Below are 25,911 nucleotides of genomic sequence, written 5' to 3'. Positions count from 1 at the left end.
ATCAAGTCCGGCCGAGGTCAAGGGCGTACGCTTCATGGTCATGAGCGGAGAGAAGGCCGGCGGCGGGAACGGAAGCGGAAGCGTCGCCGGGGCGGCGGGAGAAGGGGCGCGGGGGCAGGGGGAACCGGCGGATCCGTCCGGGGTCGGTGCGCGGGGGAAGGAGGGACCGGCGGCTCCGTCCGGGGTCGGCGCGCGGGGACAGGGGGAACCGGCGGCTCCGCCCCGGGTCAGCCTGCGGGAGCGGAAGAAGCAACTGACGTACCGGGCGATCTCCGACGCCGCGATCGCGATGTTCCTGGAGCGCGGCTTCGACAGGGTCTCCGTGGCGGAGGTGGCGGCCGCGGCGGACATCTCCAAGCCGACGCTGTTCCGGTACTTCCCCGCCAAGGAGGACCTCGCGCTGCACCGGTTCGCCGACCACGAGGACGAGGCGGCCCGGGTGGTCGGCGGCCGGGGACCCGGCGAGAGCCCGCTGGACGCGCTGCGCCGCCACTTCCTGGCCGGCCTGGACCGCCGCGACCCGGTGACCGGCCTCTCCGACGCCCCTCAAGTGCTCGCGTTCCACCGCCTGTTGTACGGGACCCCGTCGCTGGTCGCCCGCCTCTACGCGTACCAGGGCCGCTCCGAGGCCGCCCTCGCACGCGCCCTCGGCGGCGGGGTGGCCGCGCGGCTGGCGGCCGGTCAGGTCATCGCCGTCCTGCGCATCCTGGCCGAGGAGAACTGGCGCCGGATCGACGCGGGGGAGAGCGCGGACGCGGTGTACGCGGGCGCGGTGCAGGCGGCCGAGGAGGCGTTCGTCCAGTTGCGGAGGGGGCTGGAGCCGGAGGGGCGGGGCTGAGGGAGGGGCCGGGTCAGGTGGTGCCTGCCTCGGCAGGGCCCTGCGAGGCTCCCGGGCCCTGCGAGGCGGCCGGGTCGTGTGCGGCTCACGGGCCCTGCGGGTCGCCCGGGCCCTGCGCGTCGGCCGGCTTCCGGCGCAGCACCAGGAACGCGACGGCGAAGGCGGCCACGAGCAGCGCCGCGCCGACGGTGAACGCCAGCCGGTAGCCGCCGGTCAGCGCCTCGGCGGGGCGACCGGCGGCGGTGAGCGCCTCGGTCCGCCCGGCGGCCAGGGTGGACAGGACGGCGACGCCGAGCGCCATGCCGATCTGCTGGGTGGTGTTGAAGAGCCCCGAGGCCAGTCCGGCATCGTCCTCGCCCGCGCCCGACATGCCGAGTGAGGTGAGCGCCGGGAGCGCGAGCCCGAACCCGGAGGCCAGCAGCATCACCGGCAGCAGGTCGGTCACGTACTCCGCCCGCACCGGCACCCGGGCGAGGAGGCCGAGGGCCGCGACCAGCAGCCCGATCCCGGTCAGCAGGACGATCCGCTCACCGAAGCGGGCGACGAGCCGGGCCGACAGGCCGAGCGATACGGCTCCGATGACGACGGCGGCCGGAAGCATCGCGAGACCGGTCGCGGCGGCCCCGTAACCGAGGACCTTCTGCAGGTGCAGGGCGACGATGACCTGGAACGAGAACAGCGCGGCCACCATCAGCATCTGGACCACGTTGGCCCCGGACACGTTGCGGGAGCGCAGGACGCGCAGCGGCATCAGCGGGGTCCGGGCGGTGGCCTGGCGCAGGACGAACCCGGCCAGCAGGGCGAGCGCGAGCGCGCCGAGCCCCAGCGTGCGCGCCGAGGACCAGCCGTACGTCTCCACCCCGACGACCGTGGAGATCCCGAGCATCAGACCGGCGGTGACGAGCAGGGCGCCCGCCACGTCCGCTCCGGCGGCGAGTCCCCGGCCCCGGTCGGCGGGCAGCACGCGTACGGCGACCAGCAGGACGGCGAGGCCGATCGGCAGGTTGATGAAGAAGATCCAGTGCCAGCTCAGGGCGTCGGTGAGGACGCCGCCGAGGACCTGGCCGATCGAGGCTCCGGCCGCGCCTGTGAAGGAGAACACGGCGATGGCGCGGGCGCGTTCGGCCGGCTCGGTGAACAGGGTGACCAGGATGCCGAGGGCCACCGCTGCGCTCATCGCGCTGCCGACACCCTGCGCGAACCGGGCGGCGATCAGCACGGCGGGCGAGCCGGCCGCCCCGGCCACCAGTGAGGCCGCGGTGAACAGGCCGATCCCGGACAGGAACACCGGCTTACGGCCGACCAGGTCGCCGAGCCGTCCGGCGAGCAGGAGCAGGCTGCCGAAGGCGATGAGGTAGGCGTTGACCACCCAACTGAGCCCGGCGGGCGTGAAGCCGAGGTCGTCCTGGACCGCGGGCATCGCGACGGTCACGATCGAGCCGTCGAGCACGATCATCAGCATGCTCGTGGCGATCACCCCGAGGGCCGACAGCCGTGCTCGGGGGGTGAGTTGAGGCGAAGGGGGGTGGAGCGCTCCAGGGACGGAGGGGGTGGCGGGGATGGCGGGGGTGGAGGGGGTGCGCGGCGCGGTGGTGGGCATGGGCCTTCTCCTGTCGGTCGATGCGACAGGAGTGACCGTAGCAGATGGTTTTGTTGCAGACTATCTCTTTGGGTCCTTCCTTCCTCCGTGGTTCGGCTCCTCCTCGCTACTACTTCTTGGACTGGCGCGCCCGGCGGACCGGCCCGGCGCTCTCCGCGGGCGTCGCCAGGTGCCCCCCGGCCAGGGAGTTCAGCGCCCGGAGCAGCACCTCGCGGTCGCGCGCGGGCAGCGACGCCAGGGCCTCCTCGTGGACCCGGTCGACGATCTCCTGGCTCTGTACGGCGAGCGCCGCGCCCTTCTCGGTGACCGAGATGATCCGGGCCCGCCGGTCCCGGCTGGAGGGGCGGCGCTCGGCGAGCCCGGCGCTCTCCAGGGCGTCCACCGTCACCACCATCGTGGTCTTGTCCATGTCGCCGATCTCGGCGAGCTGGATCTGGGTGCGCTCCTCCTCCAGGGCGTGGACCAGCACGCAGTGCATCCGGGCGGTCAGGCCGATCTCGCCGAGTGCTGCCGACATCCGGGTGCGCAGGACGTGGCTGGTGTGGTCCAGGAGGAAGGACAGGTCAGGTGCGGTGCGGGCGGGCGCCATGGCGGTCATGGCAGCCAGCGTAACGGTTCGATCCGTGATGGATCATCCGTAAATGGACGACTGGCGTCGCCCGGGAGCCTCGTACGCGTACGGCCCCAGCGCCCGTCGCAGGTCGGCCGGCTCGCGGTACAGCACGCCCCTCATGCCGAGGGCGGCGGCCGCGTCGACGTTCTCCTGCCGATCGTCCACGAACAGGCACCGCTCCGCCGGTACGCCGGCCCGCTCGGCGGCGATCCGGTAGATGGCCGGGTCCGGCTTGGCCACCTGCTCCACCGCGCTGCTCACCACGGCGTCGGCCAGGTCGGTCAGCCCCAACAGGGCCAGGTCGTCGTCCAGTTGAAGGGTCGCGTTGGTGACGAGCACCACCGGTACGTGGGTACGCGCCCGCCGCAGCAGCGCGACCACCTCCGCGTCGGCCCGGAACGGCGCCCTGGCCAGCGCGCGGCCGAGTGAGCGGGCCAGCTCCGTGTCCCCGCCGGCCCGCTCGGCGAGCCCGGCGGTGATGGCCTCGACCCAGGCGTCGGGGGTGATCCGGCCGAGGAGGAGGGGGAGGTCGATCTCGGGGGCGTACGCGACCTCCATGGTCAGGCCCACCGGCAGTCCGGCCGCCCGCTCCCGTGCGGCGAGGGGGGCGGTGTCGTAGAAGCGGATCACGTTGTCGAGGTCGCAGAGTACGGCCCCCGGCGCCGGTGACTCCTTGGGGAGTTGATGGTTATCCTCTTGATGGTTAAGCAAGTTGACGATAGCTTCCTCTTGAGCCGGTCGCCTGCCGACGGCCGGACGTGTGCTGGGAGAGGGAGACAACCATGACCACCACCACCGCATCCACCACCACCGCTTCAGCCTCCGCACCCGCATCCCCACCCGCACCCGCACCCGCATCCGCACCCGCGGCTGTTGCCACGGCGCGTGACCTCGGCCTGGCCCATTACGCCGCCCGCGGCGTTCTGGAGAAGGTCCTGGCCCGGCACGGCGCCACGTTCCCGCAGCAGATCGCCCTGCGCGCCGCCATCACCGCCGACGCCCCGCAGACGCCGGACGATCTCATCGCCCAGATCCAGGGGTCCCTCAAGGCGGATCCGGCCGGCATCCGCGCCGTGCTCGATGAGCTCCGGGCCAAGGGGCTGCTCGTCGCCGACGGTGCACACCTTCGCCCCACGGAGGCGGGGCGCGAGCTCTTCGCGGCCGTCGCCGTGGAGACCGCCCCCATCTCCGCACGCATCTGGGGCGGGATTCCGGCGGAGGACCTGGTCGCCGCCGGCCGGGTCCTCGCGCTGGTCACCGCGCGTGCGAACGCGGAGCTCGCGGCGCTGACCGCCTGATCCACCGGGCCTGCCCCTCCGTACAATCGGCCTTCCGGTTCTGGAGGGGAGGGGGCGATCGTGCGAGTCGAACCCGGCGGCGGGGCGCGGGGCCCCGAAGCGAGGACCGAGGCCGTGACGGATGCCGTGGCGGAGGCTACGGCTCGGGTCGAGGAGACGGCTGAGGAGACGGCTGAGGTCCCCGGCGCGCTGCCGGAAGCGCTCACCGGCTTCGTCGGCTATCTGCTGCGCCGGGTGTTCGCCCGGTTCGCCGCCGACTCGGAAGGCGCGGAGGACGGCTCCCGGGAGTTCCTCGTCCTCGACGCCCTCACGGGGGGCGACTGGGCCTCCCAACTCGACCTGGCCGAACGCCTCGGCATCAACCGGACCCTGATGGTCGGCGTCGTCGACCGCCTGGAGGGGCGCGGCCAGGTGCGCCGCACCCGCAACCCGGACAACCGCCGCCAGTACATCCTCTCCCTGACCGACGAGGGCCGCTCCGCCGTGGAGGCCGGCCGCCGCGCGGTCGCCGAGCGGGACGCGCGGCTCACCGCCGCCCTCGCCCCCGAGCAGGTCACCCGGCTCAACACCCTGCTCGCGCGGCTGCTCCCCCCGGGCGCCCGAGACCTCGTGCAGGGCACCGAGCACCTGGTGGCGCAGGCCCACCACCGGCTGCGCAGGCTGGGCGACGAGAAGCTGGCCGGGACCGGCCTGCGGATCCGCCACTACGGGCCGCTCTCCCTCCTCGCCACCTCCGGCCCCTGCCCGCAGCAGCGCCTCGCCCAGGAGCTGGCCATCTCCGGCCCCGCGACCTCCCAACTGGTGGACGAGCTCGTCGCGGGCGGGATGGTTTACCGGGGGCGCGACCCGCACGACCGGCGCCGGTACGCCCTGGAGCTCACCGAGCTCGGGCACACCCGGCTGGAGAGGGTCGCGGAGGCGGTGGGCCTGCTGGCGGCGGAGACCGCGGAGCTGCTCGGCCCCGGCGGCGAGGACGAACTGCGCGCCCTGCTCGGCCGGCTCCTCGAACCGGCGCACCCGGGGGCCGCCGAGGCGACCGCGACCGCACGGCGCGACTGAGGACCGGGCGGCTTCACCCGTGCCGGGGGCGCGCTGGGCACGCCAGGGGCGCCGGTCACGCCGGCGCCCCCCCCGCCCGGCCCTCACGCCGATGAGGCGACCCGTACCCGCCGGCTCTCCCCGTCGGAGAGAAATCCCGCCAACTCCTCTCCCTCCTCGCCGACTTCGTCCCGCTCGGTGCGGGAGAACGCCCGCAGCGGCGTGACCACGACGGTGCCCGCCCCGCTCGTCCCCGCCTCCACGTCCCAGGTCGCGGAGACCCGGCCGTCGACCAGGACGACCCGGGCTCCGGCGACCGAGAGGCCCCGGTCGGCGTCGTCGATGATCCGGGTGCGGTCGTCGTAGCCGAGGACGGCGTTGTCGAAGGCGGGCAGGAACCGTACGGGCGCCGGGGTTTCGGGGTCCGGGCGCGGCGCGTCGGGCAGGTCCAGCAGCTCCCGGCCGCGCTCGTCGCGGAAGGTGACCAGCTCCCCGCGCAGGGCGGCGACCGCGCCCGGCAGCCCGGCGAGGCCGGACCAGGCGCGTACGTCGGCGGTGGCGGCGGGCCCGTACGCGGCGAGATAGCGGCGTACCAGCTCCTGCCCCACCGGGTCCGAGCCGTCGTCCGCGGGCAGCGGGTCGATCTCACGCCCCAGCCAGGAGGAGACCAGCGCGTTGCGCACGCCCGCCTTCGTCCGCCAGACCCCGCGCGGCGGCAGTTGCACCATCGGCAGGACACCGGCGACGAGCATCTCGCCGAGCGGCCGCGTCCCCGGCTCCGGCCAGCGGTCGGCGACCGCGCGGGCGAGCTGGGCCATGGAGCGGGGCTCGCCGTCGGCCAGCACCGCCCGCCCCGCCGCCGCGAGTTCGTCGAGGTCGACCCCGGCGAGCTCGCGGCGGTAGACGCCGAGCACACGCTGTCGCAGCATGGCGTTGTGGCGGGCCCGCCAGGCGAGGACGTCCTCAGCGGTGACGAGGTGCACGGTGCGGCGCATGAGATGGGTGCGTACGACGTGCCGCCCGGTCAACAGGTCGTCCAGCGAACCGGGTTGGAACCCGCGCAGCCGTGACCAGATCCCGGTGAACGGCTCTTGGGGCTCCTGCGCCTGCAGCCCGCAGAGGTGCGCGACGGCGTCGAGCGGCGGCACGTCGGCCCGGTCGAGCAGCAACTGCCGGGCGAGGGTGGCCCGGTTGAGCGCACGGACGTCGAGAACGGGCCCATGGCCGGCGGGCGTACGGCTGCTGGACGTATGGCTGCTCTGCGTACGGCTGCTGGGCGTACGGGTCACGTCGCGGTCCGCCCGTCGATCGTCTCGCGCAGGATGTCCGCGTGTCCGGCGTGCTGGGTCGTCTCGGCGATGACGTGGATCAGCACGCGGCGGATGCTGCGCACGGCTCCGGGCTCGTTCCACGGCACGTCGGGCAGCGGGTGCGTGACGGACAGGTCCGGCAGGCCGGCGACGACCTTCTCGGTGCGGGCGGCGACCTCCTCGTACCGGGCGAGGATGCCGGCCAGCGTCTCACCGGGCAGCACCTGGAAGTCGGTCTGGCGGTCGATGGCCCACTGCGGGTAGGTGTGGGCGGTCCCGGCCGCGAAGTCCTCCCAGGTCACGCCCTCGGGCAGGTCGAAGGCCATCGCGGAGGGACCCTCGACCACGAAGTCCAGCCAGCCCTCCTCGGTAGAGGCGACGTGCTTGATCAGTCCGCCCAGGCAGAGCGCGCTGACGGTCGGCCGCTCGGCGATCTGCTCGTCGCTGAGCCCTTGTGCCGTACGGATCAGGGCGGCACGTGCTTCGGCCAGCTCGGCGAGGAGGTCGGCGCGCTCGCCCTCGAGGGAGGGGGCGGGGGAGGGGGACGGGGAGGAGGTCATGGTCATCGGGCCTTTCGCTACGTGGAGCTTCATACCGCTTCATGCCGCTTACTACTGCTTCGTATGCGTTTCCGTGCTCTCGGGAACAGGTCCACCATCCCAAGAGAAGCGGTCAGGTTGTGTCCGCTACTCGGTGCACCATGGATGTCATGCCGAAAACTTCAGCGCGGCTGCTGTCGCTGCTCTCCCTGCTCCAGGCGCGCCGCGACTGGCCCGGGGCGCTGCTGGCCGAACGGCTGGACGTCAGCGCGCGTACCGTACGCCGCGATGTCGACCGGCTCCGGGAACTCGGCTACCCGGTCGCGGCCATGAAGGGCCCGGACGGCGGCTACCGCCTCGACGCGGGTACGGAGCTGCCGCCGCTCCTCTTCGACGACGAGCAGGCCGTGGCCCTGGCGGTGGCGCTCCAGATCGCGACCGCCTCCGGTGCGGGCATCGAGGAGGCGGCGGCCCGCGCGCTGAACACGGTCCGCCAGGTCCTGCCCGCCCGGCTGCGCCACCGCGTCGACACGCTCCGGGTCACCGCGGTGGACCGCCCGGGGAGCCGGCCGGGGCCCCAGGTGGACAGCGGGGTGCTGATGGCGATCGGGGCGGCGGTGCACGCGCGCGAGGTGCTGCGCTTCGACTACAGCGCGGTGTCCGCACCCGGGCCCGTACAGCCGGAGGGGGAGGGGGAGGCGGAGGGGGAGGCGGAGGGCGGCCTTGGTGTGCTGCCGCCCCCGCCCCGCCGGGTGGAGCCGCACCACCTCGTCACCTGGGGCCGGCGCTGGTATCTCGTCGCCTGGGATCTCGAACGCGGTGACTGGCGGACCTTCCGCGCCGACCGGATCGCCCCGCGCACCCCGACCGGCCCGCGCTTCACGCCGCGCGAGCTGCCCGGCGGGGGCGTGGCGGACTTCATCACCGCCCGGTTCCGGGGCGCCGCCGCCACCGGGGACGGCGTCGGCGGATGGCCCTGCCGAGGGGAGGTGATCCTCGCCCTGCCGGCCGCCGAGGTCCTGCGCCACACCCGCGAGGGGATCGTCGAGGAGCTCGGGCCGGACTGTTGCCGCCTGGTGCTGGGTTCGTGGTCGTGGCCCGGCCTGGTCGCCGCGATCGGCAGGTTCGACGCCGACATCGAGGTGATCGGTCCTCCCGAACTCCGTTCGGTCTTCGCCCAGTTGGCGGCCCGGTACGCGGCAGCGGCGACGGACGCCCGCAGGGCACCGGACCTGTGAGGGATCAGCCGGCCAGCTCCCCGAGCAGCGCCCAGGTGCGGCGCCGGTCGGCGTCCCCGGCGACCTCCGTCCCCGCGAAGACCACCTCGGTCGCCCCGGCGTCCCGGTAGCGCCGCACCTCGGCGGCGACCGCCTTCTCGTCGCCGATCACCGCCACGTCGACGGCCCGCCGGCCGCCGGAGAGTTCGATGGCGCGGATGTAGGACGGGATCTTCTCGTAGAACGCGAGCTGCTCGGCGACCCGTTCCCGTACGGCGTCGACGTCGTCGGTCACCACGCCGTTCACCAGCGCGACGATCCGGGGCGCGGGCCGCCCGGCCGCCTCTGCCGCCGCGTTGACGGCCGGGACGATGTGTTCGGCCAGGGCGCGGGGCCCGGCCAGGTAGGGCAGGATCCCGTCCGCCAGCTCGCCGCTGACCCGGAGCGCCTGGGGCCCCATCGCGGCGACGAGCAGCGGCACCCCGGCCTCGGCGCCCGGGACGCGCGCGGGGATCGGGGTGGTGGCGGTGAGCAGCTCGCCGTGGAAGTCGGCGGCCCCGGTCTCGGTCAACTCCCTTAGCGCGGTGAGGAATTCACGCAGCCGGGCGATGGGCCGCTCGAAGGGGATCCCGAAGCCGCCCTCGACCAGGTGCCGGGCGCCGAGGGCGAGCCCGAGGTGGTAACGGCCGTGGGTGGCGGCCTGCGCGGTCTGGGCCTGGCTGGACACGAGCAGGGGGTGGCGGCCGAAGATGGGGATGGCGGACGTCCCCACCTGGAGGCCGGGCACCTCCCGCCCGACGATCCCCGCGAGCGCGGGCGAGTCCACGCCGAAGCGCTGCCCGAACCACGCGGACCGCAGCCCGGCGGCAGCCGCCTCGCGGGCCAGCTCCACGGTGGAGTCGATCTCGTTGTCGGCGTCGCGCGCGTTGAGTGCTACTCCTATGGCCATACGGATGCCAACGGTCGGCGGACAGGCCCGCATTCCGTACGCGTGTGAAGGCTGCTTGTCATTCGTATGAACGGATCCACGGCCTCGTACCGGCATCAACCCCGCTTCACCTAACGGGAGTTGATCAACTCCGCCGCCCCAACAGCTCGGCGACCCGGTGGAACCCCTCCTCTCCGTGACCGAGGCCGATGGCCTGCCGGGCGAGGCCCTCGGCGGCGCGCATGACGCCGGCGTAGATGCCGTGGGCCTCGGAGGTGTGGACGACGTGGGCCATGGTCGAGGCCGTCGAGGTGAGCGGGGTGCCCTCGGCGGAGAACGTGCCCCGGTCGACCTCCTCCGCGACCTCCGTGAAGACGGCCGGGAGGATGGCGCCGATCCCGGCGGCGAAGGGCGCCAGCTCCCGGGCGGTGATGCCTTCCGCCCGCGCCACGGCCAGGGCGTGGTTGAAGCCGGCCATCGCGGTCCAGAAGATGTCGAGCAGGGCGATGTCGTAGGCCGCCGCCCGACAGATCTTCTCGCCGAGGTGGGTGTGAGTGCCGCCCAACGCGTTGAGGACGGGGCGGTGTTCGCGGTAGAGATCTTCGGGCCCGCTGTAGATGAGGACGGCGTCCGGGGTCCCGATGGTCACGGTGGGCGTCATGATCGCCCCGTCCAGGTACCGTACGCCGTGCTCGGCCGCCCACGCCGCCGCGTCCCGGGCCCGGGACGGGGTGTCGGCCGTCAGGTTGACCACGGTGCGGCCCTTGAGCGCACCTGCGACCGCGTCGCGTCGCAGGATCGCGTCCACCGCGTCGTAGTTCACGACGCAGACCACGGTCAACGTGCTCGCGGCAACGGCGGCCTCGGCCGAAGGGGCGCTGACCGCCCCTCGCTCGACCAGCTCCCGGTCCCGCCCCGGCGTCCGGTTCCAGACGGTGGTCCGCAGCCCGGCGTCGAGGAACGCACCCGCGAGGGCCCGCCCCATCGGCCCCAGCCCGATCACGGTGACGGAGCCGGTGCCGGTGCCGGTGACGGCGGACTGTTCACGTGGCTCACTCTGCGGAGACATGGCTCAACTCCCTGAAATAATGGATGTTCTCTTGACGAACGGAGCGATGATGACGCGCAGCCGTGCCCAGGACCCGAACGTCTGCGGGGTGACCGCAGCGATCGCTGTGGTCGACGGAAAGTGGAAGCCGGGCCTGATGTGGCTCCTGGAATCAGGCCCGCGCCGCCCGGGCGAACTACGCCGCGGACTGCCCGGCCTCAGCGAGAAGGTGCTGACTCAGGCGCTCCGCGAGATGGAGACCGACGGGCTGGTGCGCCGGGAGGTGCATGACGTCCGGCCGTTGAAGACGACGTACTCGCTGACCGAGGACGGCCAGGAACTCGCCGAACTCCTCGACACCCTCTCCGACTGGGGCCACCGCCGCCTGGCGCGACTCACCGAACTCCGCTCGGCCTCCTGACGCACCACGCCCCCTCCCTCTCCCCGCCGCGGGCTCGGGCGGCCGTCCCGACCGCTCCCCACCAGCATCGGTCGGCCGTCGCCCGTTGCCCAGTACCCACAAAAAGGTGGCTACGGGAAGGGCGTCCGCTCCTCGGCCACTATCGTGCGGCCGTGACCAGCAACAGGCAGCGTTCGCTTCTCTTCCTCGACGTCGACGGCCCCCTCATCCCGTTCGGAGGAACACCGCAGCAGTACCCGCAGGGATATCCGAGGTACCGCTCGCCCTCGGCGCCTCAGGCCGCAGCGGCGAACCCCCTGCTGACCAGGATCGATCCGGCACACGGCCCGCGACTGGCGTCCCTGGGCTACGAGTTGGTGTGGGCGACGACCTGGATGGCCGACGCCAACGCGTGCGTCGCCCCCTGGCTGGGGCTGCCGCCCCTACCGGTGGTGTCCTGGCCGGAGGAGCCCGCCGAGGCCGAGCGGGACGGCCTCCACTGGAAGACCCGCGCCCTCGTCGACCGGGCGGGCGGCCGCGCCTTCGCCTGGGTGGACGACGAGATCACCGCTACCGACCGGGCCTGGGTGGAGAGGCACCACAGGGGGCGGGCGCTTCTCCACCGGGTCGATCCCCGCCACGGCCTCACGGACGCGGACTTCGCCGCTCTCACGGAGTGGCTGACCGGGAGCTGACGGTCAAGGCTCCCCCTGGGCGCTCCCCCCTCGCCGGTCAATCGGCGGTCAGCTCCCCGCGAGGTCCGCGAGGTCCGCGAGGTCCGCGAGGCCAGGGAGGCCAGGGAGGCCAGGGAGGCCAGGGAGGCCCGCGAGCACCTCGGCTGCGGGCTTCGGGTGGACGAGCCAGCGCAGGTGGCTTCCCTCCAGGGTCCGGACGTCGAAGGGATTGCCGGGTGTGAGCGCGCCCGCCTCGCGGATCATGCGGTCCTGTATCGCGAGCGGCACGCTGGCATCGGCGGCCAGACGTACGTAGGTCCTGGGTATCCGGCCCCAGGTAGTGGCCTGGGTCCGGTCGGCGGTCGTACCGACGTCGAGGTTCTCCTCGGGCTGGAAGGTGTTGAGGAAGGTCCGGAACTCGTCATCGGTGAGGTCGGCGGCGAACGCCTGCTTGAACGCGTCGAGCGCTGTCGGGTCGACGGTACGGAAGTTGGTCCGGAGCAGCCCGAGTTCGGCCGGGTTCCCGACGAGCGTGGCGACGAAGGCCGCCGGGTCGACGTCCGCCATCTCCGGCTCGGCGTAGTAGTCGCCCACGGTCAGGTCGACGGGACACCATGCGGAGACGTGGACGATCCGGTCGATCAGCTCGGGCCGGGCGTTGGCGACGGCGGTGGCCGTGGCGCCGCCCCTGCTGTGCGCGACGAGGACGGTGGGCCCGTTCCGCTTGGCCCGTTCGAGGACCTCGACCACCCGGGCGGCGTTGTCGGCGAGCGTGACTCCCTTGATGCTCCCGGGCTCCGCGGCGAGCGCGGCCAGGTCCTGGGGCGCCTGGTAGGCAGCGGGGAAGGCCGCCTCGAAGCCGTGCCTCAGCGTCCAACAGAACGATCTTCAGAACAAGGCATCTGCTCAGCTACGACGTGACCTGTCCGCCTGGAGGGCCCGGCGGAGCGCCTCCGACGGGTACAGAGTCTCCCTGTCCTCGTCCTGGACCTTGACGTAGAAGTCCGTCATCACCGCGGCGAGCGGGGCATGACGGGAGAGGATCGCCGGGGCCTTCTGCGGCCCGTCCGGCGGGCCCTCCCCTTCCGCGCAGGCGCGGATGAGCGCCTCGTGTGCTGCGATGTGGAAAGCCCCGAACCCGCCCTCACCGCTTCGGATCTGCACGTGGTGATGTGCTGTGCGATGTGCACCTTTACCTGTACGCCGTGCTGAGCTGCACTGTTGATGGGGAGTCGAACCCCGCGTTGCTCTTCACGCGCCAGGAGTGGGCTGGAAAACCGCCGGCCCTCGGTTCGTGCACGCCTCCGAAGCTGCTACCTGCTCCACATCGTCTCCGCCTGCCGGACTGCTCAGTCCAGCAGATCCACCTCCCAGTTCGTACGCTGGATCCGCACATCGACCTCGCGGATCTCCCGCGCGAGCACATCCGCCTGACCGCGTAGTTCCGCGACCGGAAGCGCGGAAAGCATCATCAGCTCGGACCGGAGTTGCCGACCGTATCCCCGCTCGCTGCTGCCCGCCGCCGCGTCCGCCGCCGCGGTGAGCACCGAGTGACGCAACCGCAGGACATCCCGGCGCGCAAGGGCATCGGTGAGCGTGCCGTCGGGACCCATCTCCACGGTGGCATTGGTCCGGTTGATCCGCCGGATCAACGATTCCAGAGCGCTCAGCACCTCACCGGCCTCAGCCAGCAACTGGGCGGCATCCTCGGCAGGTGTCTCCCCCTCCTGGTACCGCGCGCTGCTGACGACGCGCGCTCGCAACTGTTCTACGCGGCGCGTCGCCTCCGCACGTTCTGCCAGTGCCTCAGCAAGCTTCACTGTCTCCACCTCCCCCTCCGTGAGCTCGCACGAGTATAGGAGTGCGAACCAGCTCACACGCACCTGGATTTCTGATCCGCAGGAGGCTCTGACTGTGGTTCACCGAACCCGAGCAGCCGGCGCCGGAGCACTCCGGTTCAGTCCCCAGGGACAGCTGCCGATCGATGTCGACGGGAACTCCGCTTCCCACCACAACTCATCATGAAGGATGAACTGGTTCACCTTCAGCGCTGCCATGCTGCCGCACTCGCAGAGCGCTGCGATCTTCGCGGTCTGACCAGTCACCCGTGCTCCCCGACGTTCCATTCCCGCAGCAGGTACTCGCCGCAGAAGACGCATACGAAGCGCTTCTCCCGCCGTACTCCCTATCCCGAACAGCCGCCCTCACAAGGCGCGTCGGCCTCAAGCAGGCATCCCGGACCGCGAGGCGAACAAGGTCAGGAGCGCGCGCTCCGGAATGCGAGATACCGGCTGAAGACCGCGTGGCTGTCGGGGGTGAAGCGCCACTCCAGCAAAGCCGAGCCGAGCTCCGGCTCGGTCAGCCAGCCATGCCAGGCGACCTCATCCGGATCGGGGACCACAGTGTCCTGCACCACGGCGTCCGGCACCACGGCTTCGTGCACGCCGAGCCAGTGAGGGCTCAAGCCGATGCGGTTGATGAACGTGAACAGCAGGCGCGGCAGCGCACGCATGCCCAGCTCCTCGGCCAGCTCCCGCGCGGCGGCCTGTTCATAGGACTCGCCGACGTTTGCGGCGCCACCGACCTCGACCTCATAGAGCCCAGGGAAGCGCGACACCTGCCCCGAACGCCGATGGACGAGGATCCGCCCACGCTCATCACGGCACACCGTCACGGCGACCCGGTGCAGCCAACCCACCCGAACGGCCTCCCGACGGGTGACCACCCCCAGCACGCGATCTTGACCGTCGACACGCTCCACCCATTCATCCACGACGCACATCCTGGCTGAGCCCACCGACAACGCCGTTTCTCGGTGACTCGCGGAGGCCGGCCCCGACACGTGGCGTGCGACACTATTGCAAGCATCCGCTTGCAATAGTTAGCAAAGGTGTTGCAGTATCGAGTCATGGCATCACTCAACGTCGGCAATCTCGGTGAGTACCTCCGCGAGCAGCGCAACGCCGCGCAGCTCTCGTTGCGGCAGCTCGCCGATGCCGCCGGGGTGTCGAACCCCTACCTCAGCCAGATCGAGCGTGGCCTGCGCAAGCCCAGTGCGGAAGTGCTGCAGCAGGTCGCCAAGGCGCTGCGGATCTCGGCCGAGACCCTCTACGTACGGGCGGGAATCCTCGACGAGCGGGAGCGGGAGGAGCTGGAGACGCGGGCGGTCATTCTGGCCGATCCGTCGATCAACGAGCGGCAGAAGAACGTCCTACTGCAGATCTACGACTCCTTCCGCCGCGAGAACGGGTTCGTGCCGGAGACGGACGAGACGGACGGGACACCTGGGGCGGACGACGCGCTCAAGGCCGACGCGCTCAAGGCCGAAGCGCTCAAGGCTGACGTGCTCAAGGCCGATGCCGCGAAAGACGACAACCCTCACAGCTAGCCACAGTCACCACCTGCTTCTGATGATCCGGGAGGACCACAGTCATGGCCATCACCGATGACCTGCGCAAGACCCTCACCGACCGCACCCCCCTCTACTTCGCCGCCGGTACGGCCGACCTGGCCGTGCAGCAGGCGCTCAAGGTCCCGGCGCTGATCGAGCAGCTTCGGGCCGAGGCGCCCGAGCGGTTCGAGGCCGTACGCAACACCGACCCCAAGGTCGTGCAGGAGAAGGTGACCACGCAGGCCAAGGAGGCCCAGGCCACCGTGCAGGCGAAGGTCACCGAGGTGTTCGGGGCGCTCGACGCCGCCGACCTGAAGAAGCTGGGCGAGAGCGCTCAGGACCTGGCGCTGCGCGGCGTGGGCATCGCCGCCGAGTACGCGGTGCGGGCCCGGGAGACGTACGAGAAGGTCGCCGTCCACGGTGAGCAGGCCGTGCGGACCTGGCGCGGCGAGACGGCCGACGAGATCGTCGAGATCGCCGCCGTCGTGGAGGCCGCGCCGAAGCCCGCTGCTGCGAAGCCCGCCGCCGCGACGACCAGGAGCGCGCCCAAGCCGGCCGCCGTGAAGCCCGCGCCGGCCGCGAAGCCCGCCACCCCCGCCGCGAAGCCCGCCACCCCGGCCGCGAAGAGCGCCGCCCCCGCCGAGGCCAAGGCCGCGCCCGCCAAGAAGGCTCCCGCCCCGCGCAAGCCCGCCGCCAAGAAGACCACCCCGCCCGCCGGGAAGTGACCCCGACGGCTCCCCTCCGTACGGACGAAGAGTGACCGGGGCGCGGGGCGGGCACCTTTACCGGTGGCCGGTTCGTTGTCCCGGTACCTTGGCCTTCTCGGCCGCAGGGCGCTCATCCACTCACTAGGCGGTTCACACCATGTTGCTCTCCGCATTCGGCTCACTCCTCCAGCTGCTCTACCTGGGCATGCTGGTGCTGGCCGTGGTCGCGTTCGTCTTCGCGGCGATCGCCCGGGAGGACGCCTACCGGGCCGCCGACAAGAAGAAGAAGTCCTTCTGGCTGATCCTTCTCGGTGTCGCCGTCGCCGTGAACCTGCTCATCCCGTTCCTCTTCCTCCAGCTCGCGGGTGTGGTCGCGTCGATCGTGTTCATGGTCGACGTCCGGCCCGCGCTCAAGGAGGTCTCGGGTGGCAGCGGCGGTGGCCGCCGGGGCGGTTCCAGCAGTGACGGGCCCTACGGGCCGTACAACGGCGGGCGCTGAGCGCTCGCGGCGGCGGGAGCGACAGCCGTCGCAGGAGCGGTCGATACGGGGCCGGGGCGCGAGGCGCTCCGGCCCCGTCGCCGTATCCGCTCCGGGTCGCGGCCCAGCAGCAGCACCGCCACGTCGTCCGTCAGCTCGCCGCCGTTCAACTCCCGCACCTCGGCGACCGCCGCCTCCAGCAGCTCCTCGCCCGTCAGCCCCTGCTCCAGCCGGCTGTTGACCATCGCGACCATGCCGTCCTGGCCGAGCCGCTGACTGCTGCCCGCCCCGACGCGGCCCTCGATCAGCCCGTCCGTGTACATCATCAGGCTCCACTCCGCGCCCAGCTCCACCTGGCGGCGCGGCCACCGGGCGCGCGGCAGCAGCCCGAGCGCCGGGCCGCCGTCCTCGTACGGGAGCAGCCGGGCCGGCCGGCCGTGGCGGGCCAGCAGCGGTGCGGGGTGGCCGGCCAGGCAGAGCCCGGCGCGGCGGCCGTCGGGGGCGATGTCGACGGTGCAGAGCGTCGCGAAGATCTCCTCGCTCTGCCGCTCGTGCTCCAGCACCTGCTGGAGCGTGGAGAGCAACTGGTCCCCGCATAGCCCGGCCAGGGTCAGCGCCCGCCAGGCGATCCGCAGCTCGACGCCCAGCGCCGCCTCGTCCGGGCCGTGCCCGCAGACGTCGCCGATCATCGCGTGGACCGTGCCGTCCGGGGTGCGCACGGTGTCGTAGAAGTCGCCGCCGAGGAGGGCGCGGCTGCGGCCCGGCCGGTAGCGGGCGGCGAAGCTCAGGTCGGAGCCCTCCAGGAGCGGGGTGGGCAGGAGGCCGCGTTCCAGGCGGGCGTTCTCCTGGGCGCGCAGCCCGGACTCGGTCAACTGGTGCTGGGCGAGGTCGGCGCGCTTGCGCTCGACGGCGTACCGGATCGCGCGGCTCAGGACCCGCGCGTCCAGCTCACCCCGGAAGAGGTAGTCCTGCGCCCCGACGCGTACCGCCTCGGCCGCCAGCTCCGTGTCGTCCTGCGCGGTCAGCACGAGGACCGCGTGGAGCGGTGCGATCCGCAGTACGTGGGTGAGGACCGCCAGCTCGTCGGCCCGGCCGGGGACGGGCTCGGGCCGGTGATCGGGGACGGCGGTGGCCGCTGCCGTGGTGGTGGTCGGTACGGGCAGTGCGAGGTCCAGCAGGATGCAGTCGACGTCGTCGGTCAGCAGCCGCCCGGCCTCGGTGAGGTTGCGGGCGGTACGGATACGGACCCGGGTGCCGGCCGCTGCCGAGAGCTCGGGTCCCGTGATGCTGCCCGCCGGGTCGTCCTCGATCACCAGGACGGTGAGGTCGGCGCCATGGGGGGTCTCCGCAGCGGGAGCATCACGTTGCTGCGGTACGGGTACGGGCATCGGTTCGGGTCCTCCCCTCCCCCCTAGGGTGCGGCGGTACGCCGATCGACGAACGCCAGTCGGGGACGATAGCGGTCTCCGGCGGGGGAACGGAATGGCGCGCGGGGACCAGCCCCTGTCATATGCGCCGTCATAAGCCGCTTCCCGGCACGGATCCGGCCGGATGGGGCGTGCCGGAGGCGGCGGAGAGGCCATGACAAACATCACCCGCGCACGCCCGCGCCCGCCCCGGCGACGTGGCGCCGCTCACGTACGCCCGAAGTCCCCGTGGCCGCGCGAGGGCCCCGCAGCCCTGTCTGTCCGGCTCTACCTGTCCGGCCCTGCCTGTCCGGCCCTACCTGTCCGGCCGGACCACGCCGAGGATCTTCATCGAGCCCGCGCCCGCCAGGGTGACGTGGCGGCCGGGGCGCGGGGAGTGGACGATCGCGCCGTCCCCGACGTACATCCCGACGTGGCTGGCGTCGGCGTGGTAGATGATCAGGTCGCCGGGGCGCATGTCCTGGATGTCGATGCGCGGGAGCAGACGCCACTGCTCCTGCGAGGTGCGCGGGATCGGCCGGCCCGCCGCGGCCCAGGCCTTCGAGGTCAGCCCCGAGCAGTCGTACGAGCCGGGGCCCGTGGCGCCCCAGACGTACGGCTTGCCTATCTGCGCGGTCGCGAAGGCCACCGCCGCCTCGCCGGCCGCGGTCGTCGCGCCGCTGACGGCGACGTTGGGCGTGGGGCGGGTGGCGAGCCAGGCGGACTGCGCCCGGTTCGCGGCGTCCTGCTCCAGCTCGCGGAGCCGGGCCCGCTCCTTCGTCTCCAGCCGCGATTCGAGCTTCTGCGCCGCGGCTATCTGCGCGTTGATCTTCTTCTTGGCCTTGGCCTGCTTGACCCGGTTCGTCTCCAGCTTGTGCCAGTTGCTGCTGGCGTCCTGGGTGTACGTCTCCAGGTCCTCCTGGGTCCGGGTCAGCTCGGCCAGGACCGTCTTGCTCGCCTGCTGGCTGGTGCGGACCTTGTTGACGCCGTCCAGGAAGAGCCGCGGGTCGTCGCTGAGGACCAGTTGGGCGCCGGGCGGCAGGCCGCCGTTGCGGTACTGCTCGCGCGCCTGGGCGCCGGCGCGGTCCTTCAGCTCGGCTATCCGGGCCTGGCCGTCGACGATCGCCTTGGCCAGCTTCACGATCTCGCCGGACTGCTTCTTGGTCTGCTGCTCGGCGAGGTTGTACGCGTCCGTCGCCGCGCCGGCCTGCCGGTAGAGCGTCTCGATCTGCTCGCGGATCTTTTCGAGGTCCTGCTCGGAGGAGACCGGCGCCGATACGGAAGACGGCGACGAGTCCGGCGTCGGTGCGGCCATCGCCTGGACCGGAACGGTCAGCAGGCCCAGCGCGCAGACCAGCGTGATGGCCGCGGCGGCGCAGTGGCGTCGGTTCACGAGCTCCCCCAGCAAGAACGAAATCAAGACAAAAGCAACAGAAGCCGGATAGTGAGCATCTGACTTACCATCAGTAACGTTCAGGCGACGTCGCGATCGTGCCATGTCGTCCCGTAAAACAACAGAGGCAGTCGGTGTCCGGCGCCTCGTGATCCCCACCCCAGGACGAACGACACGCGGTCGGCGTTCCCGTCGCTCCCCGGAAGAGCATACTTTCGCCCGGTCGGGTGATCGTTCAGCGGTCGTCGTTCAGCGGTCGTCGTCGAGCGGTCGTCGTCGAGCGGTCCTCATCGAGCGGCTGCCGTTCAGCTTGCCGTTCAGTGGTCCCCGGGCCGCAGCGCCTCCCACGCCACCGTGACCTCGCCCTGCCGCCACCGCCGTACGCCGTCCCTCACCGGCCAGTGGGCCGACAGCACCCGTACCGCCGCGATCCAGCGCTGCCGGGCGCCGAGCGACGCGTACGGGGAGGCCGCCGCCCACGCCCGGTCGAAGTCGCGCAGGAACGCGTGGACCGGCTCGCCCGGCACGTTCCGGTGGATCAGCGCCTTCGGCAGGCGCTCGGCGAGGTCGGACGGGCGCTCCAGCGAGCCGAGCCGGGTCGCGAAGGTCACCGTGCGCGGCCCCTCGGGCCCCAGCGCCACCCACACATGCCGGCGCCCGATCTCGTCGCAGGTCCCCTCCACCAGGAGCCCGTCCGGGGCGAGCCGCGAGCAGAGCCGCGCCCAGACCTCGGCGACCTGGTCCTCGTCGTACTGCCGCAGCACGTTCGCCACCCGGATGAGCGTGGGCCGCTCCGCCAGCGGGATCTCGAAGCCGCCGTGGACGAAGGTGAGCCCCTCGCGCTCGTACGGCTTCGCCGCGGCGACCCGCTCCGCGTCGATCTCGACGCCCGCTACGGCGGTGCGGGGTTCGGCGGTACGCAGCCGGGCCAGGAGCTCCACGGCGGTCCAGGGCGCCGCCCCGTACCCGAGATCGACGGCCACGGGGGTCTCCGCGCGGCGCAGGGCCGGGCCGTGCGCGGCGGCGATCCAGCGGTCCATGCGGCGCAGCCGGTTCGGGTTGGTGGTCCCGCGGGTGGCGGTGCCGATGGGGCGCTGGCGCATGCGGTGAGCGTATGCGACGGGGGAGGGGCGGGTACGCGGGTGGCCGTGGGCGCGAGGGGCCGGGATGCCGCCTCCCTCCACCTCCGTAATGATTTGGCAAAGCGGAAATGAAAGGCGGGATTCCGCTGTTCTCGCCCTTCAGAGGGCTCCGCGCCCTCACGTGGCGTGCCCTGAGTGAGCCAGTGAGCCAGTGAGCGTGAGTGAGGAGGACCGACGACGTGAGCCAGTACGTCTCCCGGCTCGGTTCCACCCGGACCGGCCCCCGCATCCGGTTCCCCGGCAGTTTCCCCGGCTCCTCCCGCAAACCGCGCCGCATCGCGATGCTCTCCGTGCACACCTCGCCCCTGCACCAGCCCGGCACGGGCGACGCGGGCGGGATGAACGTCTACATCGTCGAACTGGCCAAGCGCCTCGCCGCGATCAATATCGAGGTCGAGATCTTCACCCGGGCCACCACCGGCTCGCTGCCCCCCGAGGTCGAGCTGGCCCCCGGCGTGCTGGTCCGGCACGTCGACGCCGGGCCGTACGAGGGGCTCGCCAAGGAGGACCTGCCCGCCCAGCTCTGCGCCTTCACGCACGGCGTGATGCAGGCCTGGGCCGGCCAGCGCCCCGGCTACTACGACCTGGTCCACTCCCACTACTGGCTCTCCGGGCAGGTCGGCTGGCTCGCCGCCCAGCGCTGGGGCGTCCCGCTCGTGCACGCCATGCACACCATGGCCAAGGTCAAGAACGCCGCGCTCGCCGAGGGCGACACCCCCGAGCCGGCCGCCCGGGTCATCGGCGAGACCCAGATCGTCCACGCCTCGGACCGGCTGATCGCCAACACCGCCGAGGAGGCCGACGAACTGGTCCGCTTCTACGACGCCGACCCGTCCTCCGTCGCCGTCGTGCACCCGGGCGTCAACCTGGACCGCTTCCGCACGGCCGACGGCCGCGCCGCCGCCCGGGCCCGCCTGGGCCTGCCGCAGGACGCGCTGATCCCGCTCTTCGCGGGCCGCATCCAGCCGCTGAAGGCCCCGGACGTGCTGCTGCGCGCGGTGGCGGTGCTGCTGGACCGGCACCCCTCCCTGCGCTCCCGCATCGTGGTGCCCGTCGTCGGAGGCCCGAGCGGCAGCGGGCTCGCGAAGCCCGAGGGGCTGCAGAAGCTGGCCGCGCGGCTCGGCATCGCCGACGTCGTACGGTTCCATCCGCCGGTGGGCCAGGACAGGCTGGCGGACTGGTTCCGGGCCGCGTCCGTGCTGGTCATGCCGTCGTACAGCGAGTCCTTCGGTCTGGTCGCCATCGAGGCCCAGGCGGCCGGTACGCCGGTGGTCGCGGCGGCGGTGGGCGGGCTGCCGGTGGCGGTGCGCGACGAGGTCAGCGGCTTCCTGATACCCGGCCACGACCCGGAGGCGTACGCCCGCGCGCTGGAGCGGTTCGCGGACGCGCCGGAGCTGGTCGAGCGGATGGGGGCGGCGGCCGCGGCGCACGCGCAGTCCTTCGGCTGGGACACGGCGGCCTCCGGCACGGCCGACGTCTACACGGCGGCACTGGCCGACCACCGCCGCCGGGCGCGTACGCACCACGGCTGAGCCTGTCCTGCCGACCGCCCACGGCTGAGCCCGTCCTGCCCGCCACCCACGGCTGACGTACGCTCGCTGCATGGCTGACGTACCCGATGGAACAGCAGCGGCCCGCGTCATCGAGGCGACGCTGGACGGTGCCGGGCTCGCCTGGGAGAGCCCCGCCCCCGGCACCTATGTGGTGACCCTGCCCGGCACCCGCAAGCTGTCGACGACCTGTTCGCTCATCGTCGGCAATCACTCCCTCTCCGTCAACGCCTTCGTCGTCCGCCACCCGGACGAGAACGATGCCGAGGTGCACCGCTGGCTCCTGGAGCGCAACCTCCGTCTCTTCGGGGTGAGTTACGCGATCGACTCCCTCGGTGACATCTACCTGGCCGGCCGACTGCCGCTCGCCGTGGTCACCCCCGAGGAGCTGGACCGACTGCTCGGCGTGGTCCTGGAGGCGGCCGACGACTCGTTCAACACCCTCCTCGAACTGGGCTTCGCGAGCTCGATCCGCAAGGAGCACGCCTGGCGGGTCTCCCGCGGCGAGTCCACCCGCAACCTCGACGCGTTCAGCCATCTGATCGAGCGTTCGCCGCGCGACTGACGGCGTCCAGTGCCGCGACGAGGTGGGGCGCCATCAACTGCCGTGTCTCCCCGGCCGCTTCGGGCCCGGGGCCACGCAGCACGGTCTCGACGAGCATGATGAGGTAGAGGTAACTCCGGTACAGGGCAAGCCGAAGGCGCACCGCATCGGTGAACTCCACTGCTCGCCCGCTCCCTTCGGCGATCGAAGTGGACGAGCGCGGGCCGCGTGACGTCGTCCAGGGCCGGGGCGGCGTGCGCCAGCACCGTACGGATGCGGTCGAGGGGGTACGGGAGTGGCGCCCGGTACGTCACGGCGTCGGCGAGCACGGCCTCGGTCATCGCGGTGAAGGCGGTACGCCAGGTGGTGGCGGGCGGCCCGAACGGCGCGGCGGGACAGCCGAAGCCGCCAGGGCCGGTTACGGTGTGCAACCGCCCGACGAGGCGCCCGAGTTCAGTGCGGAGGCGGGCTTCGTCGCCCCGTCCCCCGTACCGTGGAGGTTGCACGGCGGGCGGGGTGGTACGGCGGGTGGGGTTGTACGGCGGTGCCGCACAGTGCGTTCACAGGATGATCACAGCCGAATCACGATCATGGGAGAGGGCTGTCGGCCGGATCATCGCTCACAGGTTCGAACGTAAAGTGTGGATCACTGCGACGGTCCGTCCCGGGCGGCGTCGAAGTGCCGTACGGGCGAAGGGCGGTTGCTCCCCGAACCCCGACCCGGAGATGAAGAACCATGCGCGCCACCGCCGTACGCCGTACCGCCCTCGCCGCCTGCGCGGTCTCGCTGACCCTGCTGGCCACGGCCTGCGGCGGCTCGTCCGACACCGGCACCGGCACCGGCACCGACGCGGGCAGCGGGAAGGACGGCCAGGGCGGAGCCACGAGCGGGAGCAGCTCGGCCCCGAAGGCCTCCGGGGCCAAGGCGCTCAGCGCCGCCGAGCTGGAGGCCGCGTCGCTGAAGCAGGGTGACGTCGAGGGCCACAAGATCGCCGCGGCGGGCCCGGACGACGAGGCCCCGGCGGACGGCCTGAAGGCCGACAAGGCCGCCTGCCTGCCGGTGGTCCACGCCATGTACGGCGCGGCGGAGGCGGGTTCCAAGGCCACCAGCAAGCGCAAGGTGATCACGGACCCGAAGGCGGGTACCAAGAAGTCGCTGGAGGACATGACGGACGGCGAGGCCGAGGGCGCCCTGAAGGCGGCCTTCGACCTGACGTCCACCCTGGTCGCGCTGAACGCGTACGACGGTACGGCGGGCCAGGACACGTTCGCCGGGCTGAAGAAGGCCGCGGCGGAGTGCGCGGGCGGCTTCACCGCGACGGTCGCGGGCGCCCCGCAGAAGATCGTCTCGATCACCGAGGAGAAGGTCACCGGCGGCGACGAGGCGGCGGCCTGGACGCTCGTCCAGGACGACGAGGGCGCGAAGGCGCCGTTCAAGCTGGTGGCGCTCCGCAAGGAGGGCACCGTGGCGACGTTCTTCTCCTTCAACCTGGCGGCGGGCGGCGACGGCGGCGCGAAGTTCACCGTGCCGACGGAGGTCGTGGCGGCCCAGGCGAAGAAGCTCGGCTGATGAACGCAACCCCTGCCCGGCGGCTCCGGCTTCAGGGCAGGGGCACGAGCCGGACGACGGTGACGGTCAGTACGGACCGGGAGACGTAGTAGAGGACGATGGCCCCGGAGACGGTGGCCTCCCGCCGGTCCCGCTCACTCTTGACGGCGGAGGAGGCGTGCCCGTACGGCTCCCGGCCCAGGGTGCGGGCCATCGCGTCCCGGAAGGACTGCCCGTCGCGCATCTTGGCCAGGGTGTCGTCGGCGGGCGGCGCGTAGGAGATGCGGAAGCTCAAGCGACGCTCCGCCTCTCGGCCTCGTCCTGCGCCAGCCGGTCCAGGATCCGTTCGGCCTCGGGATCGGGAACGGCCTCCAGCATCCAGTGCCGCATGACGGCCGAGATCTCGTGCACCCCGGCCTCGTTGATGGCGAGGTCGAACTCCTCGCGTCTCTCCTCGGGCAGGGCGGCGCGGATGTCCGGGATGCTGTTGGGCACCTCCACCTCGGTGCCGCCGACGAAGGTCTTCAGAGACTCGCCCATGATCGCTCTCCCCGATCTCCTTGCCGTTGACCGCTACCTGTTGGGGTCACCGTAGTGCGTGAGGCGGAGAGTTCGGGTCGGGGGTGGCGCAACGGCCGTGCCGGAGCGGAGCTTGGCTCCCTGGCCGGAAGCGACGATCCTTGTCCGATGCCAGGTCAGCGAAAGAGAAGACGACAGCCGGTGGGCGAACCACGTCCGCCCGCCGGGCGCTTCGCACCCGAGGCGGGCCACTGGAGCGTGCTCTTCGAGACGCAGGACGCGTCGGAACACCGCGCCTACGTCCGGCGCCTGCGGGCGGAGGGCCCCGGGATCGACTGGTCCGCCGTGCGGATGGAGACGCTCTGCGGCCGCCTGAAGCAGCCGACGACGTACCGCCTGAGCCTCTTCGTGCCGAACTCCTGGCCCCGCCGGGAGTCAGGTGCCCGGTGAGGACGACCGGATACGGGATGCACCCCGAGCAGATCGCCGGTCTGCTGGCTGCCGCAGGGGACGCCGCCATCGTGCTGACGTACGCGGAGGACCGGGCCTTCGCCGGCGTCAGCCTCAACCGCTTCGCCTCGGTGAACTCGACCCGCCTGGACTGGCAGGGTGTCGAAGTTCTGGAACGCTCCGAGGAGTTCGATGGGGACGGGCTGCGCGAGATGGTGCGACGTTACGGGGGCGAGGGAGAGCTCGTCGTCGTGTTCTGGGGCGACCAGGTGGTCCCCGCCGTCGCGCTGGAGACCGAAGTCGTGGCGGCTCAAGCGGAGTTGGTGGTGGACAGTTGCTACGAGTGCTGGCTCTACTTCACCGACGGCCACGTACTGATCGAGTTCCAGGACGGTGAGGGCTTCGTGGCCGCCAGGGTTCCGAACTGACGGACCGGGGCCTGACTTCCCGAGCGCCAGAGCGCTCGCCGTAGGCGTTGGGACCTCACACGGCCCGGGGCACGATGCTCAGCGCCCGGTAGTCGTACCCGTCCTGCTGGAACCCCGGGGCTTCCCAGATCAGACCGACCCGCTGCCCGGCCGCCGGCGTACGGAAGCCGGTCGCCTGGATGTCGGAGTAGTGCCCGAAGCAACCGCCGGGAGTCTCGGCGGAGTCGAGCACGCCCCACCCCTCCTCGTCGTCCCACTCACGAAACGTCGCCATCACCATGCCGGAACTCCATGGCCCCAGCCCTCCGAGCCCTTCCAGCACGTGAGAATGCCCCCGATCCGCGCTCCCGCTCCCGGCCGTCGTCCCTGGCTGCCCTGACATGATCCGACGGAGACCTTGGAACCCCTGTGTGAAAGAAACCGAGCGCAGGTGATGGATCAAGACCCCTTCCAGCACGTTGCAGCCGGGAGACGGGCTCTCTCCCCGTGTACGCACGAGTTCAGCTCTTTCGGCCAGAGGACAGCGCCGCCATCAGCGACAGCAAAGGAGACCGCTCACCGTGGCAGACGTCAGAGTCACTTACGACGAGACCGTAGACGCGGCGTACGTACATCTCACCGAACCGCAGGCCCGCGTGACGTCCGCACGCATGTATCCCTGCGATCCTGTGGACATCGACGGCATGATCAACCTCGACTTCGACGAGCAGGGCCGCCTCATCGGCATCGAGGTGCTGGCGGCCCGTTCGAAACTGCCCACGTACCTGCTCCGGTCCGCCGAGTGACTGGACACCGAAGGTGCATGACCAGTCGAGTCGACCGCCGCGGGATGCGCCGCGTCAAGGTCCCAC

General features: G+C 72.2%; 32 protein-coding genes and 1 pseudogene. 15 read left to right on the top strand and 18 right to left on the bottom strand.

Going from position 1 to position 25,911, the window contains the following annotated elements:
* Positions 1–34 precede the first annotated feature (34 nt).
* Positions 35–838 carry a TetR/AcrR family transcriptional regulator gene (locus ACFWRT_RS17120; protein WP_380951286.1) on the top strand — a complete coding sequence of 268 codons (804 nt, stop codon included), beginning with the start codon at positions 35–37 and terminating at the stop codon, positions 836–838.
* Positions 839–923: 85 nt separating this feature from the next.
* Here the strand turns inward: ACFWRT_RS17120 and ACFWRT_RS17115 are convergent, their stop codons facing one another.
* The 3 genes from ACFWRT_RS17115 to ACFWRT_RS17105 all read right to left on the bottom strand — a co-directional run bounded on the left by ACFWRT_RS17115 (position 924) and on the right by ACFWRT_RS17105 (position 3,762).
* The gene (locus ACFWRT_RS17115) at positions 924–2,438 is read right to left on the bottom strand and encodes an MFS transporter (RefSeq protein ID WP_380951220.1); all 1,515 of its coding nucleotides are present in this window, start codon (positions 2,436–2,438) and stop codon (positions 924–926) included.
* A gap of 109 nt (positions 2,439–2,547) precedes the next feature.
* Positions 2,548–3,036, bottom strand: coding sequence for a MarR family winged helix-turn-helix transcriptional regulator (locus ACFWRT_RS17110; protein WP_380951221.1), 489 nt, complete (start codon positions 3,034–3,036; stop codon positions 2,548–2,550).
* Between the two features lie 33 nt (positions 3,037–3,069).
* Entirely contained in the window at positions 3,070–3,762 is a 693-nt protein-coding gene (locus tag ACFWRT_RS17105; RefSeq protein WP_380951222.1) for an HAD-IA family hydrolase, read from the bottom strand.
* A 71-nt stretch (positions 3,763–3,833) separates the two neighbouring features.
* On the opposite strand from ACFWRT_RS17105, the gene ACFWRT_RS17100 reads away from it, so the two are divergent.
* Both ACFWRT_RS17100 and ACFWRT_RS17095 read left to right on the top strand, forming a co-directional pair.
* Positions 3,834–4,349, top strand: coding sequence for a MarR family transcriptional regulator (locus tag ACFWRT_RS17100; protein ID WP_380951223.1), 516 nt, complete (start codon positions 3,834–3,836; stop codon positions 4,347–4,349).
* Positions 4,350–4,475: 126 nt separating this feature from the next.
* Positions 4,476–5,408 (top strand): MarR family winged helix-turn-helix transcriptional regulator, encoded by a 933-nt coding sequence (locus tag ACFWRT_RS17095; protein WP_380951287.1) that lies wholly within the window; start codon positions 4,476–4,478, stop codon positions 5,406–5,408.
* 83 nt (positions 5,409–5,491) lie between these two features.
* Here ACFWRT_RS17095 and ACFWRT_RS17090 read toward each other — a convergent pair whose 3' ends face one another.
* Complete coding sequence (locus ACFWRT_RS17090; protein ID WP_380951288.1) at positions 5,492–6,556, bottom strand: winged helix DNA-binding domain-containing protein; 1,065 nt, start codon at positions 6,554–6,556, stop codon at positions 5,492–5,494.
* A 116-nt stretch (positions 6,557–6,672) separates the two neighbouring features.
* A complete protein-coding gene (locus ACFWRT_RS17085) occupies positions 6,673–7,263 on the bottom strand; it encodes a DinB family protein (RefSeq protein ID WP_380951289.1) in 591 nt (196 codons plus the stop codon).
* 143 nt (positions 7,264–7,406) lie between these two features.
* Here ACFWRT_RS17085 and ACFWRT_RS17080 point away from each other — a divergent pair, with 143 nt between their 5' ends.
* A complete protein-coding gene (locus ACFWRT_RS17080) occupies positions 7,407–8,474 on the top strand; it encodes a helix-turn-helix transcriptional regulator (protein ID WP_380951224.1) in 1,068 nt (355 codons plus the stop codon).
* A gap of 4 nt (positions 8,475–8,478) precedes the next feature.
* Here ACFWRT_RS17080 and ACFWRT_RS17075 read toward each other — a convergent pair whose 3' ends face one another.
* Both ACFWRT_RS17075 and ACFWRT_RS17070 read right to left on the bottom strand, forming a co-directional pair.
* Positions 8,479–9,402, bottom strand: coding sequence for an LLM class F420-dependent oxidoreductase (locus tag ACFWRT_RS17075; RefSeq protein ID WP_380951225.1), 924 nt, complete (start codon positions 9,400–9,402; stop codon positions 8,479–8,481).
* 124 nt (positions 9,403–9,526) lie between these two features.
* Positions 9,527–10,450: an NAD(P)-dependent oxidoreductase gene (locus tag ACFWRT_RS17070; RefSeq protein WP_380951226.1), complete on the bottom strand. Its 924-nt coding sequence runs from the start codon at positions 10,448–10,450 to the stop codon at positions 9,527–9,529.
* A gap of 49 nt (positions 10,451–10,499) precedes the next feature.
* Between ACFWRT_RS17070 and ACFWRT_RS17065 the strand changes: the two genes are divergently transcribed.
* Positions 10,500–10,850, top strand: coding sequence for a winged helix-turn-helix transcriptional regulator (locus ACFWRT_RS17065; protein ID WP_380951227.1), 351 nt, complete (start codon positions 10,500–10,502; stop codon positions 10,848–10,850).
* Positions 10,851–11,002: 152 nt separating this feature from the next.
* Positions 11,003–11,524 (top strand): HAD domain-containing protein, encoded by a 522-nt coding sequence (locus ACFWRT_RS17060; RefSeq protein WP_380951228.1) that lies wholly within the window; start codon positions 11,003–11,005, stop codon positions 11,522–11,524.
* 123 nt (positions 11,525–11,647) lie between these two features.
* On the opposite strand, the pseudogene ACFWRT_RS17055 reads toward ACFWRT_RS17060, so the two are convergent.
* The 4 genes and pseudogenes from ACFWRT_RS17055 to ACFWRT_RS17040 all read right to left on the bottom strand — a co-directional run.
* Positions 11,648–12,367: pseudogene (locus ACFWRT_RS17055) on the bottom strand (alpha/beta fold hydrolase); the annotation flags it as partial.
* Between the two features lie 42 nt (positions 12,368–12,409).
* Complete coding sequence (locus ACFWRT_RS17050) at positions 12,410–12,667, bottom strand: hypothetical protein (protein WP_380951229.1); 258 nt, start codon at positions 12,665–12,667, stop codon at positions 12,410–12,412.
* A 185-nt stretch (positions 12,668–12,852) separates the two neighbouring features.
* Positions 12,853–13,323, bottom strand: coding sequence for a DIP1984 family protein (locus tag ACFWRT_RS17045; RefSeq protein WP_380951290.1), 471 nt, complete (start codon positions 13,321–13,323; stop codon positions 12,853–12,855).
* Between the two features lie 437 nt (positions 13,324–13,760).
* On the bottom strand, positions 13,761–14,285 hold the full coding sequence (locus ACFWRT_RS17040; RefSeq protein ID WP_380951230.1) for an NUDIX domain-containing protein: 525 nt from the start codon (positions 14,283–14,285) through the stop codon (positions 13,761–13,763).
* A 126-nt stretch (positions 14,286–14,411) separates the two neighbouring features.
* Here ACFWRT_RS17040 and ACFWRT_RS17035 point away from each other — a divergent pair, with 126 nt between their 5' ends.
* The 3 genes from ACFWRT_RS17035 (at position 14,412) to ACFWRT_RS17025 (ending at position 16,100) form a co-directional block, all read left to right on the top strand.
* Positions 14,412–14,891 carry a helix-turn-helix domain-containing protein gene (locus ACFWRT_RS17035; RefSeq protein WP_380951231.1) on the top strand — a complete coding sequence of 160 codons (480 nt, stop codon included), beginning with the start codon at positions 14,412–14,414 and terminating at the stop codon, positions 14,889–14,891.
* A 44-nt stretch (positions 14,892–14,935) separates the two neighbouring features.
* Complete coding sequence (locus ACFWRT_RS17030; protein WP_380951232.1) at positions 14,936–15,619, top strand: hypothetical protein; 684 nt, start codon at positions 14,936–14,938, stop codon at positions 15,617–15,619.
* Between the two features lie 139 nt (positions 15,620–15,758).
* Entirely contained in the window at positions 15,759–16,100 is a 342-nt protein-coding gene (locus ACFWRT_RS17025) for a DUF2516 family protein (protein WP_366425536.1), read from the top strand.
* Here ACFWRT_RS17025 and ACFWRT_RS17020 read toward each other — a convergent pair.
* The 3 genes from ACFWRT_RS17020 to ACFWRT_RS17010 form a co-directional block, all read right to left on the bottom strand.
* A complete protein-coding gene (locus ACFWRT_RS17020) occupies positions 16,073–17,467 on the bottom strand; it encodes a PP2C family protein-serine/threonine phosphatase (RefSeq protein ID WP_380951234.1) in 1,395 nt (464 codons plus the stop codon). The genes ACFWRT_RS17025 and ACFWRT_RS17020 overlap by 28 nt on opposite strands.
* Before the next feature lie 334 nt (positions 17,468–17,801).
* Complete coding sequence (locus tag ACFWRT_RS17015) at positions 17,802–18,878, bottom strand: C40 family peptidase (protein ID WP_380951235.1); 1,077 nt, start codon at positions 18,876–18,878, stop codon at positions 17,802–17,804.
* Positions 18,879–19,195: 317 nt separating this feature from the next.
* Complete coding sequence (locus ACFWRT_RS17010) at positions 19,196–19,981, bottom strand: class I SAM-dependent methyltransferase (RefSeq protein ID WP_380951237.1); 786 nt, start codon at positions 19,979–19,981, stop codon at positions 19,196–19,198.
* Positions 19,982–20,199: 218 nt separating this feature from the next.
* Between ACFWRT_RS17010 and mshA the strand changes: the two genes are divergently transcribed.
* Complete coding sequence (gene mshA / locus ACFWRT_RS17005; protein WP_380951238.1) at positions 20,200–21,552, top strand: D-inositol-3-phosphate glycosyltransferase; 1,353 nt, start codon at positions 20,200–20,202, stop codon at positions 21,550–21,552.
* A 70-nt stretch (positions 21,553–21,622) separates the two neighbouring features.
* Positions 21,623–22,135 carry a type III secretion system chaperone family protein gene (locus tag ACFWRT_RS17000; protein WP_380951239.1) on the top strand — a complete coding sequence of 171 codons (513 nt, stop codon included), beginning with the start codon at positions 21,623–21,625 and terminating at the stop codon, positions 22,133–22,135.
* On the opposite strand, the gene ACFWRT_RS16995 is transcribed toward ACFWRT_RS17000, so the two are convergent.
* Positions 22,101–22,295: a hypothetical protein gene (locus ACFWRT_RS16995; protein WP_380951240.1), complete on the bottom strand. Its 195-nt coding sequence runs from the start codon at positions 22,293–22,295 to the stop codon at positions 22,101–22,103. The two genes, ACFWRT_RS17000 and ACFWRT_RS16995, sit on opposite strands and share 35 nt — an antisense overlap.
* Before the next feature lie 555 nt (positions 22,296–22,850).
* On the opposite strand from ACFWRT_RS16995, the gene ACFWRT_RS16990 reads away from it, so the two are divergent.
* Positions 22,851–23,684, top strand: coding sequence for a hypothetical protein (locus ACFWRT_RS16990; RefSeq protein WP_380951241.1), 834 nt, complete (start codon positions 22,851–22,853; stop codon positions 23,682–23,684).
* 31 nt (positions 23,685–23,715) lie between these two features.
* Here ACFWRT_RS16990 and ACFWRT_RS16985 read toward each other — a convergent pair whose 3' ends face one another.
* On the bottom strand, positions 23,716–23,958 hold the full coding sequence (locus ACFWRT_RS16985) for a hypothetical protein (RefSeq protein WP_364778735.1): 243 nt from the start codon (positions 23,956–23,958) through the stop codon (positions 23,716–23,718).
* Positions 23,955–24,203, bottom strand: a complete 249-nt coding sequence (locus tag ACFWRT_RS16980; RefSeq protein WP_018511076.1) for a hypothetical protein — start codon at positions 24,201–24,203, stop codon at positions 23,955–23,957. The genes ACFWRT_RS16985 and ACFWRT_RS16980 overlap by 4 nt, the downstream gene beginning before the upstream one ends.
* A gap of 180 nt (positions 24,204–24,383) precedes the next feature.
* Between ACFWRT_RS16980 and ACFWRT_RS16975 the strand changes: the two genes are divergently transcribed.
* Positions 24,384–24,632, top strand: a complete 249-nt coding sequence (locus ACFWRT_RS16975; protein WP_380951242.1) for a hypothetical protein — start codon at positions 24,384–24,386, stop codon at positions 24,630–24,632.
* Positions 24,629–25,060, top strand: coding sequence for a hypothetical protein (locus ACFWRT_RS16970; RefSeq protein ID WP_380951243.1), 432 nt, complete (start codon positions 24,629–24,631; stop codon positions 25,058–25,060). The genes ACFWRT_RS16975 and ACFWRT_RS16970 overlap by 4 nt, the downstream gene beginning before the upstream one ends.
* A gap of 55 nt (positions 25,061–25,115) precedes the next feature.
* Here the strand turns inward: ACFWRT_RS16970 and ACFWRT_RS16965 are convergent, their stop codons facing one another.
* On the bottom strand, positions 25,116–25,340 hold the full coding sequence (locus ACFWRT_RS16965; protein WP_380951244.1) for a cold-shock protein: 225 nt from the start codon (positions 25,338–25,340) through the stop codon (positions 25,116–25,118).
* A 280-nt stretch (positions 25,341–25,620) separates the two neighbouring features.
* On the opposite strand from ACFWRT_RS16965, the gene ACFWRT_RS16960 reads away from it, so the two are divergent.
* Positions 25,621–25,845, top strand: a complete 225-nt coding sequence (locus tag ACFWRT_RS16960; RefSeq protein ID WP_380951245.1) for a DUF2283 domain-containing protein — start codon at positions 25,621–25,623, stop codon at positions 25,843–25,845.
* Positions 25,846–25,911 lie beyond the last annotated feature (66 nt).

The sequence above is a fragment of the Streptomyces cyaneofuscatus genome, assembly GCF_042718795.1.
Taxonomy (GTDB): domain Bacteria; phylum Actinomycetota; class Actinomycetes; order Streptomycetales; family Streptomycetaceae; genus Streptomyces; species Streptomyces cyaneofuscatus_A.
This window is presented reverse-complemented; position numbering and strand designations above follow the sequence as displayed.